This is a genomic window from Nocardioidaceae bacterium SCSIO 66511 (genome assembly GCA_023100825.1).
In the GTDB taxonomy this organism is placed as follows: Bacteria; Actinomycetota; Actinomycetes; order Propionibacteriales; family Nocardioidaceae; genus Solicola.
The window spans coordinates 434,291-449,341 of the sequence record CP095846.1 but is presented as its reverse complement, the minus strand read 5'-3'; the positions used below and the strand labels follow the sequence as shown (position 1 = coordinate 449,341).

The 15,051-nt window shown below is 66.2% G+C and carries 13 protein-coding genes; 9 read left to right on the top strand and 4 right to left on the bottom strand.

Translation table 11 applies throughout. From position 1 onward, the window contains the following. The first annotated feature begins 53 nt into the window (after positions 1-53). From MU582_02155 to MU582_02145, 3 genes are read left to right on the top strand one after another with little or no spacing between them, the layout of a single operon-like run. Entirely contained in the window at positions 54-662 is a 609-nt protein-coding gene (locus MU582_02155) for a biotin transporter BioY (GenBank protein ID UPK75460.1), read from the top strand. Positions 663-668: 6 nt separating this feature from the next. Further along, the gene (locus MU582_02150) at positions 669-1,388 is read left to right on the top strand and encodes an energy-coupling factor ABC transporter ATP-binding protein (GenBank protein UPK75459.1); all 720 of its coding nucleotides are present in this window, start codon (positions 669-671) and stop codon (positions 1,386-1,388) included. Continuing rightward, a complete protein-coding gene (locus MU582_02145; GenBank protein UPK75458.1) occupies positions 1,385-1,987 on the top strand; it encodes an energy-coupling factor transporter transmembrane protein EcfT in 603 nt (200 codons plus the stop codon). Before MU582_02150 ends, MU582_02145 begins: the two co-directional genes overlap by 4 nt. A 26-nt stretch (positions 1,988-2,013) precedes the next feature. On the opposite strand, the gene MU582_02140 is transcribed toward MU582_02145, so the two are convergent. From MU582_02140 to MU582_02130, 3 genes are read right to left on the bottom strand one after another with little or no spacing between them, the layout of a single operon-like run. Then, a complete protein-coding gene (locus MU582_02140) occupies positions 2,014-2,151 on the bottom strand; it encodes a hypothetical protein (GenBank protein UPK75457.1) in 138 nt (45 codons plus the stop codon). Beyond that, a complete protein-coding gene (locus MU582_02135; GenBank protein ID UPK75456.1) occupies positions 2,148-3,551 on the bottom strand; it encodes a sodium:solute symporter family protein in 1,404 nt (467 codons plus the stop codon). The genes MU582_02140 and MU582_02135 overlap by 4 nt, the downstream gene beginning before the upstream one ends. Before the next feature lie 30 nt (positions 3,552-3,581). Then, positions 3,582-5,015 (bottom strand): FAD-binding oxidoreductase, encoded by a 1,434-nt coding sequence (locus MU582_02130; protein ID UPK75455.1) that lies wholly within the window; start codon positions 5,013-5,015, stop codon positions 3,582-3,584. A gap of 102 nt (positions 5,016-5,117) precedes the next feature. Between MU582_02130 and MU582_02125 the strand changes: the two genes are divergently transcribed. Beyond that, positions 5,118-6,023 (top strand): LysR substrate-binding domain-containing protein, encoded by a 906-nt coding sequence (locus MU582_02125; protein UPK75454.1) that lies wholly within the window; start codon positions 5,118-5,120, stop codon positions 6,021-6,023. A 102-nt stretch (positions 6,024-6,125) separates the two neighbouring features. Here the strand turns inward: MU582_02125 and MU582_02120 are convergent, their stop codons facing one another. Beyond that, on the bottom strand, positions 6,126-9,929 hold the full coding sequence (locus MU582_02120; protein UPK75453.1) for an ExeM/NucH family extracellular endonuclease: 3,804 nt from the start codon (positions 9,927-9,929) through the stop codon (positions 6,126-6,128). A gap of 282 nt (positions 9,930-10,211) precedes the next feature. Here MU582_02120 and MU582_02115 point away from each other — a divergent pair, with 282 nt between their 5' ends. The 5 genes from MU582_02115 (at position 10,212) to MU582_02095 (ending at position 14,960) form a co-directional block, all read left to right on the top strand. Then, positions 10,212-10,940 (top strand): LytTR family DNA-binding domain-containing protein, encoded by a 729-nt coding sequence (locus MU582_02115; GenBank protein UPK75452.1) that lies wholly within the window; start codon positions 10,212-10,214, stop codon positions 10,938-10,940. Continuing rightward, positions 10,937-11,299 carry a hypothetical protein gene (locus MU582_02110; GenBank protein UPK75451.1) on the top strand — a complete coding sequence of 121 codons (363 nt, stop codon included), beginning with the start codon at positions 10,937-10,939 and terminating at the stop codon, positions 11,297-11,299. The genes MU582_02115 and MU582_02110 overlap by 4 nt, the downstream gene beginning before the upstream one ends. Next, positions 11,296-12,819, top strand: a complete 1,524-nt coding sequence (locus MU582_02105) for a cation acetate symporter (protein UPK75450.1) — start codon at positions 11,296-11,298, stop codon at positions 12,817-12,819. Before MU582_02110 ends, MU582_02105 begins: the two co-directional genes overlap by 4 nt. 159 nt (positions 12,820-12,978) lie before the next feature. Then, entirely contained in the window at positions 12,979-13,317 is a 339-nt protein-coding gene (locus MU582_02100; GenBank protein UPK75449.1) for a DUF485 domain-containing protein, read from the top strand. Then, entirely contained in the window at positions 13,314-14,960 is a 1,647-nt protein-coding gene (locus tag MU582_02095) for a cation acetate symporter (protein ID UPK75448.1), read from the top strand. Before MU582_02100 ends, MU582_02095 begins: the two co-directional genes overlap by 4 nt. Positions 14,961-15,051: the final 91 nt, after the last annotated feature.

The window sequence follows — 15,051 nt, the reverse complement described above, 5'->3', positions numbered from 1 at the left end:
GTTGTGGCCACGAACACGTACAGGTAATGGCGAGTAGCCCTTAGGCTGCCGCCATGCCCCAAGACGCTCCGACCCGGCCGAGCCCATCCACGCGGCGTACGTCGCCAACGGCCGACCTTTCACTGATCGCGTTCTTTGCCGCATTGATCGCGGTCTGCGCGATCATGCCGGGCATCCACGTCGGCGGTCTTGCCGTCCCGATCACCCTGCAGACATTCGGCGTGATGCTCGCCGGCGCGTGTCTCGGCGCCCGCCGCGGGGCACTCGCCACGCTGCTTTACCTCGCCGTCGGCTTCGCCGGCCTTCCCGTTTTCGCCGATGCGACCGGCGGCCTCGCCACCTTCGCCAAGCCGTCCATCGGCTACCTGCTCGCGTTCCCGATCGCGGCCTTCGTCTGCGGTCTACTGGTCGAGCGCCTCCCACACCACAGGCTTTCGTACGGGGCGCCGCTGATCTTCCTCTGCGCAATGGTCGGCAGCATCCTGGTCACCCATCCGATGGGCATTGCCGGTATGCACTGGCGGATCGACGACTTCTCCTGGCGTGAGGCCTTCACCACGGATATGACGTTCTGGCCCGGTGACCTGATCAAGAATGCCTGCGTCGGCATCGTTGCGGCCGCGGCACATCGCGCGTTCCCTGACCTGCTGCCGCGCCGATAACGACACGTGGCCGATATCGCGCTGAGCTCCGCCGCCGTCACGGTCGACGGTCCGAACGGCTCGGTCACCATCCTCGAACCGACGACCTGCACACTCGCTGAACAACGCATCGCCGTGATCGGCGCCAACGGGTCGGGGAAGTCGACGTTCGCCCGACTCCTCAACGGTCTCGTGCGGCCGACCTCCGGAAGCGTCAGCGTCGACGGCCTCGACACCGTGTCAGACGGTGCAGCGGTACGCCGCCGAGTCGGGTTCATGTTCACCGACCCCGATGCCCAGCTGGTGATGCCGACGGTTGCCGAGGACGTCGCGCTGTCCTTGCGCCGCTCGAAGCCTGCAAGCAAGGGGCGCGGGCAAGCAAAGGAGCGGCGACGCACAGCCGTGCTCGAGATACTCGACCGGTACGGATTGCGCCATCTCGCCGATGTCAGCGTCCATTCGTTGTCGGGAGGGCAGAAGCAGCTGCTCGCGCTCGCCGGCGTGCTCGCGACCGATCCCGCAGTGCTCGTCGCCGACGAGCCGACGACCCTGCTCGACCTGCGTAACACGCGCCGTATCGCCGATCTACTGTTCGCGCTCGCCCAACAGCTGATCTTGGTGACACACGATCTTGCATTGGCCGAGCGCTGCGAGCGCGGGATCGTGGTCGATGACGCACGGGTTGTCTTCGACGGGTCCGCTGCCGAAGCCGTGGAGCACTACCGACGGCTGGCGACCAAGCCATGAGCCTGCTCGGCCTCTACCGCCCCGGCGACACCGTCCTGCACCGGATGCCGGTCGGCGTCAAGCTCGCCGGCCTTGCCGTGTTCGGGCTCGCCGTCGCGACCGTACGCGGGCCGGCGTCAACGCTGGTGTTCCTGGCCGTCGCCGTGACGCTCGCGCTCGCCGGCCGCATCGGCGTTCGCCCGACACTGCGCGCCTTACGCCCCTTGCTGATCGTGTTCGTACTACTCGGCGGCTACCAGTGGTGGCAGCGCGGCTGGCCGGTCGCAGCCGAGGTGGTCGGAGATCTGGTCAGCCTGGTGGTTGCCGCGACCATCGTCACGGCCACGACACCGATGGATGCCTTGCTGGACACGTTCGTAAGCTGCGCCCGCCCGCTGGAACGATCCGGGGCGAACCCCGACCGGATCGGGTTGGCGATGGCACTCATGGTGCGGGCGGTGCCGGGGCTGTATGACCTGGCGCGGGAGACGCGCGAGGCGGCGAAGGCTCGCGGCCTCGAGCGCAACCCCCGCGCCGTGCTCATTCCCCTGACCCTTCGCACCATCGCCCGTGCGCGTACGACGGGCGACGCGCTCGCCGCCCGCGGGATCGGCGACTAGGGTTTGGAGACACGCCCGAGTAGCCGTCATGAGTCATCGGGGTCGTCGCGTGGGGCGACGATGACCTCTGCCCAGTAGAACTTGAATCCCTCGATCCCGATAAGGACAGTGATCAGCGCGAGCACCACGGGGACCACGTACAGCGCAAGGGCGAACAACGTCATGCTGCGACCTCCAGGTCTGCGGTGCCGTGGTTACGGTCGAGGCTCAGATAGACGAGAGCGAATACGATGATGTTCGCGGCGAGCCCGACCATGAGCCCGGTGATGCCGTGGGGTTCGTCGAGACCCCATGTCCAGTACGCGGTCGCGACGCCGCCGACGACCATCGCCGACGTGGCCGCCCGCGGTGCCGACCGACGGGTGAGAACGGCGAACAGGAACGGAACGATGATCGTCGGCGCCCACAGCGCGTACGAGTAGAGCAATGCGTCGACGATGCTCTCGGCGGACAGTGCGAAGAACAGCGCACCGAGACCGATGACGGCGTTGACACAGCGTTCTAGCCACAGCATCCGGCGTCGGTCGATGTCGGGCCAGAGGAACGCCTTCACGATGTCGTTGGCGAACACGACGGTGGCCGAGTTCAACAGCGAGTCCGCCGTCGACATGACCACCGCGAGCAGCGCCGCGGCGACCAGACCGGCGATACCGATCGGGAGCACCTCGCTGACGATCGTCGGGAGCGCCTGGTCGGAGGCGATGTCCGGGAACAACACGAGCGCTACCAGACCGAGCGACGCGCTCACGAAGTAGAAGAAGAAGCCGAAGACGCCGGCCAGCGCGTACCCCTTTCGGGCATGGCTTGCATCCGGTGCCGAGAACGCACGCTGGGTGTAAGGCGGAATCAGGCACTCTCCGAGCAGGAACCCGAGGAAGATCCCCAGGAACGCCATCACGTCATACGCGCCGAACAGCTCGAGGTGACCGTCCGGCAGGCTCGCAACCAACTCGTCGACGCCGCCGGCCTCGCGTATACCGAGGATCAACGCGACCGGGAGGAAGACTCCCAGCATGACGAACTGGAGTACGTCGGTCTGTACGTCGGCCCACATACCGCCCGCAGTCGAGTAGACCAGGATGAAGATCATGCCGATCACGATGCCCAACGTGACGCTGGTGCCGATGATGGTGTGGAAGATCGTTCCGAGTGCGAGGGCCTGAGCCCCCAGAACACCCGTGCAGTAGACGATCGAGATGACACCGGTGAGCAGCCGGGCAGGTCTGCCGTAGTGGATCTCCATCACGTCGCCGACGGTCTCCGCACCCTTGTACCGCTTCAACCGGGGAGCGATGAACACGCCGACCAAGATCGTCTGCAACGGAAACGCGCAGGCCGCAACGGCGAAGGCGTACCCCACGTTGTACGACTCGCCCGCGCGACCGATCGTCGCGCCGCCCCCGAGAAACGTCGCGGCGAGCGTCGCGAACAACACCGGCCAGACGATCCGGTTGCCGGCGACCGCGAAGTCGCCGGGTGTCTTGATTCTCCGCATCGTCTGGATGCCGATCGCAAGGACGAGGATGAAGTAGACGACAACGCCGATCGTGTCGATTGTGCCCATGTGCCTGCCTTTACCTGGAACCTGTCATTATCAGCGGGTGCCGACGCGAATCCCGAGGAGCCGCGGCAGTGCCGCGACGGCTCTCGTCGGTGCCGATGGTGTGCGCTCTTCGTCGAGCGCGTCTTCGAGTGCGATGGTGTGTCGGCGTACGGCCGCACCGCCGAGGTAACGGGCCGGCTCCGGCGGCAGCCGAGGGCGATCCCGTACGCAGAACGCAGACTTCGTCCAACGGTCCGACGTACCGAGCGCGAGCGATGCGAGCGACTGCCCACCGATCCACGCCGCGTTGACACCGTGCCCGGAATAGCCAGTCCCGTAATGGATCCGAGTACCAGACAGAGTCGCGAAGTACGGGCAGTTGTCGGACGAAAGGTCGATTGCTCCGCCCCACGATGCTTCGAACCGTGCCTGCGCGGCCTCGGGTATGAAGGTCGACAACGCGTTGATCACCCGGTTGGTGCTTCGGCGGTCGCGGAACTGCGGACCGGTCACCCGCCCGCCGTAGCTGAGCGGACCCGCACCGGTGCCGACGACGAACCGGTCGTCGCGCGTGCGACGAACCCAGTGCAGGAACATCCGACTGTCTCGGATCATCAGCCCATGCGGGAGATCCAGCTTCGCCGCGATTTCGGGCATTGGCTCGGTGACGACGACATGGCTGCTCAGGTTCGTTGTGTGCTTGGCGATGGGAGCGAGCGATGACATCCAGGCATTCGTTGCGAGCACGATGTCGCGCGCCCGCAATCGGCCACCGGAGGTGTACAGGGTCGTTGCCTCGGGGTCGATCGAGTCGACTGCGGTCGTCTCGTGGATGCGTACGCCCGCTTCCAGACAAGCATGCTTGAGTGCCCGGACGAGTCGCGCCGGCTGCACCGTACCGCCTTCGGGAAACAGGATGCCACGCGCAGTCGTCGGATTCCTGGTCATCCTCCAGAGCTCATCGGCTTCGAGTACGCGGGGGCGTTGGCTTTCCGGCATCGTCGGCGCGGCATCCAGTACACCGTCGAGCGCCGCTTCCTGAGCAGTGGAGGTCGCGACCATCGCAAACCCCTCCTCCGCAAACTCCGTCTCGACCGGGCTTGCGACGCAGAACTCGCGAATCGCATCCTGCGCGACCGTTCCGAGTGATGCGATCTCGACGGCGCGCCGCTCACCGACCAGTAGCGGCAGCTTCGGCCACGCCGACCAGTAACCATGTACGGCCCCTCCGTTGCGGCCGCTCGCCGCCCAGCCGCACGTCGCGGCCTCGAGCAGCACGACATCGGTCTTCGGCGCTCGCTCCTTCAGGGCGAGCGCCGTCCACAGGCCGGTGAAACCGCCGCCGACGATCGCGACATCGGCGCGTTGGTCACCGACGTAGGGTGAGCAGGACGCCTCGGGCTCGACGTCGGCGAGCCACCAAGGGTGGTGGGGCGCTCCGGATTCGTCCGGGGCTGTCGCCGTCGTGATCCCCGCTAGCCGCATCTGCTGTTTCCTCTCCGCCTGGCCGTGTGTTGTGGACCACCTTGGGGTGCGCGAAGATATATGTCGAATACGACTTTTGTGTCGCTGATAGAGGATCCTCATATGTCTCAGCTCAACCTTCGCCGCCTCGAGTACTTCCTGGTCGTCGCCGAGGAGCTGTCCGTCACCCGCGCCGCACGGAGGCTGCACATGGCGCAACCGCCGTTGAGCCAGCAGATCCGTAAGCTCGAGCATGAACTCGATTGCACGCTGTTCGAGCGCACCTCCCGCGGTCTCCGGCTGTCGTCTGCCGGCGTCGCGCTCGTCCAGGGCGCTTCGTCGCTGTTGGGCGAGGCCGACCGGGTCGGCTCACGAGTACGGGCAGTGGGAGTCGGTGACAGCGGCTTTCTCGACATCGGCTGCGTACCCGTCGCGTGCGCCTCGATCGCTCCCGCGATCGTTCGCCGGTTCCACCGCGTGTACCCACAGGTGCAGGTGCACATCCGCGAGCTCGACACCGTGTCGGTCTACAGCGCCCTGAGTACCCGCGTCGTCGACGTCGGCATCGTACGCACCGGCGTCGACGCTCCCGGGGTGGAGACGGCCGACCTGGTCGACGAGCGGGCGCTGATCGCCTTGCCCGACGATCACCCGCTCACGGCGAAGGACGAGCTTTCGTTGACCGACCTCACCAACGAGGAGTTCGTGCTGTTCAGCAGAAAGCTCGGAACCCGCCACTTCGACGAGTTCGTCGCTGCGTGCCGCGCTGTGGGTGGGTTCGGCCCGCACGTCGTCAGCGAATGCGACAGCGTCAGCGCCCAGCTCGCGATGATCGGGGCCGGGCTCGGCGTCGGCTTCGTCACGGAGCTATCCCGTGAGATAGCCGCACCCGGGGTCACCTATCGCGACGTCACCGACCTCGACATGCTGATGCCGCTCGTTGTGGCGTGGCGGAGCCAGTACGACGACCCGGTCAAGTCCCGGTTCGTCGAGGTCGCCGCACAGTGGCGCGCAGACCGGATGCGCTGACGACTCGACACTCAACAGCGAGCAGGGCACACGTACCGCTGCGACAACGCAATGGACCCTTGCCGTGCACAGCACGGCAAGGGTCCACTTGTCTCGTACGTACTAGCCCTTCTTCTTGACCCGCACGGGGATGCGTACGACCGTGCCGCTCGGCTTGACCTGTACGCGGATCTGAGCGCTGCCGAGCTTCGCCTTCTTCGGCACGCGGAACGTCACCTTCGCGACGCCCTTTGCCGTGACCTTCGCTGTGCCGACCTTCTTGCTGCCGAGCCGCACGACCGCCTGCTTGTTCGACGGGCTGCCCTTCGACGTCAGGTTCAGCTCGCGGAGGGTGAACGTCACCTTCTTGGTCCGACGTACGGTCTTCGGCAGCCCCTGCGCCTGGACGGAACGGCGCGCGAAGCTCGGGCTGAGCGGCGAGTTCGACTTGATGTACTCGATCCAGCCGTCGCGGTCGACGAGGCCGGAGTCCGCGAGGTTCTTGCCCTTGGTGAAGATCCGGAAGTTGTCACCGCCTGCGGTGAGGAACGAGAACGTACCGATCCGGTAAGCCTTCTTCGGCTTGATCGGTTTGCCGTCGACCGTCACTGACGTGATGTGCTGACCCTGTTTCGCCTTCTTCTTATAGGTGTACGAAACGTTGTCGGACAGCCCGAGCTGCAGGTACGGGCGCTCCGGTGCGTCGCCTCCGGGGTTGGTCTGCCACTGCTGCTCGAGCAGCGTCGTGAACTGCTTGCCGGTCAACGTGATGGTGTTCAGGTTGTTGGTGAACGGGAGTACCGAGTTCGCCTCGGCATACCGGATGATTCCGTCCTTGCCCTCCGGCCCGGACTTCGCGTACAGCAACTCGTCGCGAAGACCACCGGGGTTGGTGACACCGATCTCCGCACCGCCACGATCCTTGTCGGCGAGGGTGTCGCGCAGCATGTTGGCAACCGTGTCGCCGAGCGTCGACTCGGACGCGCGGTCATCTCGATCGCCGCCTTTGAACGCCGTGGTGATGTCGGCCGTGATCGAGCCGATCTCCTGGTCGCCGACCTCGGCAGCCTTCTCGAGGGCATCCGCGACGATCTTGTCGACCTCTGCAACCCGGTCGTACTTGTCGATCAGCGCGCCGGGATCCTCGGTCGTGCGTGCCACGTTTCCGGCGTCGTACGCATCGATGTCGCCGTTGTACGCGTTGACGGTCAGCTCGATCTGGCCGATGTTCTCGCCGTACGAACCGGTCTGCACGATCGGCCGGGTCTTGCCTTCCTCACCAGGCACCGGGGCATCCCAGGCGTACTGCTTGTGCGTGTGGCCGGTGAAGATCGCGTCGACCGCCGGAGACGTCTTGTTCACGATCTTGGCGAAGGCGCCGCCCTTGGCGAGCTCCTCATCGAGCGTCGCACCATCGGGTGTGCCCTCGCTGGCGCCCTCGTGATACTCGGCGACGATGACGTCGGCGGCATCGTCGGCCTCGATCTCCTTCGCTACGCGGTTGACCGCCTGGACCGGATCTCCGAAGGTGAGGTCCTTGATGCCGTCCGGCGTCACGAGCGAAGGCGTCTCCTGGGTGACCGTGCCGACGACTGCCACCCGGAGTCCGTTGACGTTGATGACGTCGTACTCGTCGAGTGCAGGCGTCGTCGTGCCCTTCTCGTACACGTTGGCGCCGAGGTACGACCAGTCGGCATTGGGATCGTCATCGGGACCGATCACGCGGTCGGTGAGATCGGCAAAGCCCTTGTCGAACTCGTGGTTACCGACTGCCGAAGACTTCAGCCCGAGCGCATTGAGCACGTCGATCGTCGGCTGGTCCTTGGCGACCGACGACGCGAACAGCGACGCGCCGATGTTGTCACCCGCGGACAGGAACACGGTGCTGTCCTCGCCGGCCTGCTCGCGCAACTGCTCGATGGTGCCGGCGAACTGCACGGTCGAGTCCTCCTCGATCCGACCGTGGAAGTCGTTGATGTTCAGTAGGTTGAGATCGACGAACTTCGCATCCGGGTCGATGCCGACGACGATCGGGTCGTGGTCGCTGGAGCGGAACGGGCTCTCGTCGTACAGCTTTGTCGCGTTGTAGTTGTAGCGGCTGTACTCGTACGCGACCGGCTCGACCGAGTTGGCGTTCCAGACATCGACACCGGCCACGCCCTCGGCCGCGGTCTCCGAAGCGAGCACGTGGTCGAGGGAGCCGACGAGCCCGTCGTAGACGTACGTCGACTTGCCCGTACGCGAGGCGAGATCGATGTAGCCGGCGTCGTAGAAGACCTGCATCGGGTCTTCCTGGGTGTAGGCGTTGAAGTCGCCGGTCAACAGCACCGATGACGTACGCGCGGCTTCGGACCGCTCATCGGCGAAGGCTACGAGCGCCTCGGCCTGGCGGACACGGTCGCCGTTGAACGCGCCCTGCCCGTCTCCGGTGTCCTCGTTGTCGCCGGTGCCGTCGCCGCCCTTGGACTTGAAGTGGTTGGCGATGACCACGAACGTGTCGTCGCGAGCACCACCGCGCTCGCGGAACGTCTGTGCGAGGGGCGGCCGGGCATTCGCGAACGCCGGGTCGTCGAGGATGGCCGATTCGCCGATCGCCCGGACGACGGACTTGCGGTAGATCATCGCGGTCCGGATGACATCCTCGTCGGCGGGGATGGTCTCGGGCGAGGGTACGAAGGTCCAGCGCTTCTCGCCGGCGGCCTCGTTGAGCGCATCGGTCAGCCGCGCGAGCGCGGCGTCACGGTCCTTGCCGAACGCCGCGGAGTTCTCGATCTCCTCGAGCGTGACGATATCGGCGTCGAGACGGTCGATGGCCTTGACGATCTTGACCTGCTGGCGGTCGAGGTTCTCCTTGTTCGCTGCGCCGCGTGCGTCGCAGCCGCCACTCACGCTGATCGGGTTGCCCTCGCGGTCGCGGTAGTAGGTGCAGCCGTCGAGCCGGTCGCCGGTGGTCGTGAAGTAGTTGAGTACGTTGAACGTCGCGAGCCGCACCGACCCGCCGACGTCGGCCGGTCGTGGCTCACGTGTCTTGCCGAACGTCACCGGGTTGACTGCATCGTCGTTTGTCGCGGTCAACTGCGTGGTCGGCTGGAAACGCCACGTGTCGTAGCGCCAGTCGAGTACGACGGGCGCGTCGAAGGTCACGGGAGCGCCGGTGCGTACCTGGGTCTTGGACGACTTCAGGTACGGCAACGGGGTGTTCTTGTTGTCGCCGTTGTTGAAGTTGATCGACGAGCCGTCGTCGAGCCCGACCGACCGGGCGGCGTTGTCGGCCTCGATCGCCGCGGCCTCGTCGCTGCTCGGCTTCGCGCCGTCGGTCGGCTGCTGCAGCGGGGTCGTGCCCGCTGCGAGCGTGAACTCGCCGAAGAAGTTGGTGTCGTAGTTGTCGCTGACGGTGAAGTCGCCTTGGGGGGCGAGCAGCATCCCTTCGTACGCCTCGCGCGCCTCTTCCGTCGTGGGGTACGCGATCTCGGCCGGTTTGACGGCCTCTGCGGGCTCGTCGAGGACGGTCACACCGTCTGCAGCCTGGTTGATCTCGGTCAGGCCCTTGTACTCGGTCGCCTCGCCGGTGACCTCGACATGGTCGCCGACCTCGACGTTGACCGGATTATCGGCCGCGTACACGAAGATGGCGTCAGATGCCGTCTGATCGGCCGGGTCACCGCCGCCGGTGCCCGCTGTCTGCAGGTAGAAGCCGTCGAAGCCGCCCTTCGGGTACGCCGCAGTGACGACGCCCTTTGTGGTGACGGATTGACCGGCGTACGGCGTGGTATCGCCAGTGCCCTGAATCTCGGCGATGGACAGCGATTCGGCTGCCTGCGCCGGCGAGCTGACGATGGCGAACGTACCGGCGACCAGCGCCGCGGCTGCCGTGACCACGGCCCCGCGTCGGGCCGGGCGGACGCGCCGGCTGAACGGTGAACTCACGGGTGTCTCCCTCGATCGAACCGCGACAGATGACAGCGTGTGTGCTGCGTCGCATATGGTCCGCTTTCCCCGGACCGAGCGCAATCCAAACGCCAGAGCGTTAACAGGTCGTGATGTGCCGGCGTCGCAGAGCAGAAATCGGCGGTGCGGAATACCACGGGCCCATAGCAAACCCCGCCGCTACGTACCAAATTTGCTGGGTAGCGGCGACAAACTGCTATAGGCCCGTGGTATTCCGCGGGGTAAGGTACGTCGCCGCCGGCGCCGTTAGAGTGTGCGCCCATGAAGTCATCGCTGCGGGTGCTCGTGGTCGACGACGAGCAGCCGATTCTCGATGAGCTCGCGTACCTGCTGTCGGGCAGCGAACGGATCGGCGAGATCCACCTGGCCACCACTGGACAGGATGCGCTGGCCGTACTCCACGATCACCCGATCGACGCGTTGTTCCTCGACATCGCGATGCCCGGACTGTCCGGCCTCGAGCTGGCACAGGAGATCGGCGGCGGGCCACAGGCTCCCCGCATCGTGTTCGTGACCGCACACGACGACCATGCGGTCGACGCATTCGAGCTCGACGCCGACGACTACCTGCTCAAGCCGGTACGACGCACCCGTCTCGACGAGGCGGTACGCCGGGTGGCCGACGCCCTCGAGTCCACAACGCACGCCGACGAGCAGATCGCAGTCGAGCTCGGCGGCGTCACGCGCTTCGTCATGCGTTCCGACGTCGTGTACGTCGAGGCACACGGTGACTACGCCCGGCTGCACACCGACCACGGCAGTCACCTCATCCGTACCCCGCTCAGCACGCTCGCCGAACGCTGGTCCGACGCAGGCTTCCTGCGAATCCACCGCAGCGTGCTGGTATCCGTTCCCCGAATCCGAGCCCTGCGTACGGTCAACGGTGCGTGCATCGTCGTCGTCGACCTCGGCCCCGAGGAAGTCGAGCTCCAGGTTGCGCGGCGAGCCGTACGCGAGCTTCGCCAACACCTCCAGGGCGACTCGTCATGACCGAACGCGTGCGGATCACCAGCCCTCGTACGACCGGTGGGCGACCACGCAACGTCTCGGGCACCGAGGAGATCGACGCGCAGTCGGCCGTCGGTGAGGTCTACATGCGCTCGCTCATCCGCTCCCAACTGCGCGTCGCCATCGCGGTGTTGCTCGCCATCGCCATCGCCATCGGCGGTATCCCCCTGCTGCACTGGCTCGCACCGTCGACCGCCGAGATCGAGCTGTTCGGCATCCCCGTCGTCTGGGGTTTCCTTGGATTCGCCGTGTATCCGTGCCTGGTCGGCGCCGGCTGGTTGTACGTACGCCAGGCCGAACGCAACGAGCGGGCGTTCTCCGACCTGATCGAACGGCGATGAACTCGACGTACAGCATCGTCGCGGTGACCACCGTCGCCCTCGTGACGGTGGTGATCGGCGCGTTCGGCCTGCGGATCAGTCGTACGACGAGCGACTTCTACGTCGCCTCCCGGTCGGTCGGGCCGTTCTGGAACGCATCGGCCATCGGCGGCGAGTACCTCTCGGCTGCGTCGTTCCTCGGGTTCGCCGGGCTGATCCTGGCGTACGGCGCGGACATGCTGTGGTACGGCGTCGGCTGGACGGCCGGCTACCTCATCCTGCTGGTCCTGGTCGCCGCACCGCTTCGCCGATCTGGTGCGTACACGATCCCCGACTTCGCAGAGGCACGGCTGGAATCTCTACCGACGCGCTACCTCTCGACGCTGTTGATCGTCGTGATCGGCTGGCTCTACCTGATGCCGCAGTTCCAAGGCGCCGGACTCACCTTGCGCACGGTGACGGGTGCCCCGGCGTGGGCGGGCGGCGTGCTCGTCGCCGGCGTCGTCCTCATCAGTGTGGTCGCCGGCGGGATGCGCAGCATCACGTTCGTACAGGCCTTCCAGTATTGGCTCAAGCTCACTGCGCTGTTGTTGCCCCTCGTACTTCTCGTCCGGTTCTGGATCGGTGACGGATCTCCGACACCCGCCGACGTCGGACACGCCGACTGGTCCGAATGGCTCACTCCGTTGTCCGGCCGCGATCACAGCCTCTACCGCACGTACTCTCTGATGGCCGCGACGTTCCTCGGCACGATGGGCCTTCCGCATGTACTGGTGCGCTTCTACACCAACCCCGACGGCCGCGCCGCTCGCCGTACGACCCTGCTGGTTCTCGGCCTGCTCGGGTTGTTCTACATCCTGCCAACCGCGTACGGAGTGCTCGGGCGGATCTACGCGAGCGATCTCGCCGATTCGGGCCGCACCGACGCGGTCGTGCTCGAACTCCCTGCTCGCGTCATCGGCGGTACGACCGGCGAACTGCTCGGGGCTCTGCTGACCGCCGGCGCCTTCGCGGCGTTCCTGTCGACCTCGTCGGGCCTGGCCGTCTCGGTCGCGGGCGCCCTGAGCCAGGATCTCCTCAGCCGACGGTTCTCGGCCGTCGCAGCGTTCAGACTCGCCACCGCGGTGGCCGTGCTGGTCCCCATCCTGCTCGCCCTGTCGGTTCAGGACATCAACGTCGCAACCTCGGTCGGCCTCGCATTCGCTGTTGCCGCGTCGACGTTCTGCCCGCTGCTCGTACTCGGCATCTGGTGGCGCGGACTCACCGCGTACGGTGCGGTCGCCGGGCTGCTCGGCGGCGGCCTGGCGTCCGGCGGATCGGTCATCGCCACCCTGGCCGATATCGCACCGCACGGATTGCTCGGCGCGATGTTCAATCAGCCCGCGTTGTGGTCGGTGCCGCTCGGGTTCGCGCTGATGATCTTCGTATCCCTTGCGACACGGCGCTCTGTGCCGCCGAACGTCAACCGCACGATGGTGCGGTTGCACACGCCGGAGCACCTCGACGTCGACCGCGGCGGCTGGGCGCCCGAGCACAGCTGACGCTCTCCGGGCGACCGCTCGCCGCGCCATACGTACCGTTCGCCGCTCGATGCGGCGCAACCCCTCCCCAGGGGCGTACGCCCCTCCCTAACCTCAGTGCCGAACGTGACGCGAGTCACGCCTGCCCGAAGGCAGCCGATCCACCGAGGTGAGTTCCCCGTGACCGACGAAACATCCACCAACAGACACGAGGCGTACGCCCGTATCTATGAGAACCCGGAGTTCAAAGAGCTCCGAAAGCGCTACAGCTCCTTCGTCGTACCGATGATGATCGCGTTCCTCGTCTGGTACTTCCTGTATGTCGTCTGCTCGAACTGGGCGACCGACTTCATGAGCACCAAGGTCGCCGGAAACATCAACATCGCTTTGGTCTTCGGCATCTTGCAGTTCGTCACGACGTTCCTGATCGCCTACCTGTACGCCCGCCACGCGCGTACGAAACTCGACCCGATCGCCAACAAGCTGCGCGCGCAATTCGATGAGGAGGTCAGCCAGTGAACGGGGAGCTGATTCTCGCCGCCGAAGAGGGCGGCCACCAGGGCCTCACGACGACGCTGTTTCTCGCCGTCGTCGCATTGACCGTCGGCATCACCTTCTGGGCCAGCCGGCAGACCAAGACCACAACCGACTACTACGCGGGTGGGCGCTCCTTCAGCGGCGTACAGAACGGCTTCGCAGTCGCCGGCGACTACATGTCCGCGGCCTCGTTCCTCGGCATCTCGGGCGCGATCGCGCTGAGCGGGTACGACGGATTCCTCTACTCGATCGGATTCCTCGTCGCCTGGCTCGTCGCACTGCTCCTGGTCGCCGAGCTGTTGCGAAACTCCGGTCGCTACACGATGGCCGACCAGCTCGCGTACCGGATGCGGCAACGCCCCGTACGTACAGCCGCATCGGTGTCGACCGTGGTCGTCTCGATCTTCTACCTGCTCGCGCAGATGGTCGGCGCGGGAGCGCTGGTCGCGCTGCTGCTCGGCGTCGACGGTGACGCGCTGAAGAACCTGACGATCGTCGGTGTCGGCATCCTGATGATCTTCTACGTCGTCGTCGGCGGCATGAAGGGCACGACCTGGGTGCAGATCGTGAAGGCCGTACTGCTGATGGCCGGCACGATCGTGATCACGGTGCTCGTCCTCGCGCACTTCAACTTCAACCTCTCCGATCTGCTCGGCGAGGCCGCCTCCAACAGCGGGCACGGCTCGGCGTTCCTCGAGCCCGGGCTGAAGTACGGCGCCGACATGACCAGCAAGCTCGACTTCGTCTCGCTGAGCCTCGCGCTGGTGCTCGGCACGGCCGGACTCCCGCATATCCTGATCCGCTTCTACACGGTGCCGACCGCGGCGCAAGCCCGCAAGTCGGTGTTGTGGGCGATCGGCCTGATCGGCGCGTTCTACCTGATGACGCTGGTGCTGGGCTTCGGTGCAGCCGCGATGCTGAGCGATGACGCGTACACCCAAGTAGCAGAATCCGGCGGCAACCTGGCATCACCGCTGCTGGCAGAGGAAGCCGGTGGCGGAGCGGGCAGTCTCGGTGGTGCCGTCTTGTTGGCCGTGATCGCCGCCGTGGCGTTCGCGACGATCTTGGCCGTCGTCGCCGGCCTCACGCTGACATCTGCGTCGTCCGTGGCACACGACCTGTACGCCAACGTTTGGCGCAAGGGCAAGGTGACCGGCAAGGACGAGATCAAGGTCGCGCGGATCGCGGCGTTCATCATCGGCGGTGTGGCGATCGCCCTCGCGATACCGGGGCAGTCGCTCAACGTCGCGTTCCTGGTGGCGCTCGCGTTTGCGATCGCAGCGTCGGCGAACCTGCCGGCCGTGCTCTACAACCTGTTCTGGAAGAGGTTCAACACCCGCGGTGCGGTGTGGAGCATCTACGGCGGTCTGATCGCCGCCGTCGGACTGGTGATCTTCTCGCCGGTCGTATCCGGCAAGGTCGACCCGGAAACCGGGGAGAACCTCGCGCTGTTGCCGAAGAGCATCGACATCAGCTGGTTCCCGCTGGAGAACCCGGGTCTGATCTCGATCCCGATCGGCTTCCTGTGCGGCTTCATCGGCGCGATGACCGCACGCGAATCCGATGCGGAGGACAAGTTCGCCGAGCTGGAAGCGCGAGCGTTCACAGGAGCCGGCGCCGAGTAGTCGAACGCCCGCCCTGGGCCGGACGTTCGAGCGTCGACACGCCGCGTGTCACCGCTCGAACGTCCGGCTCACCGCGCGGTCGGCCCAGGGC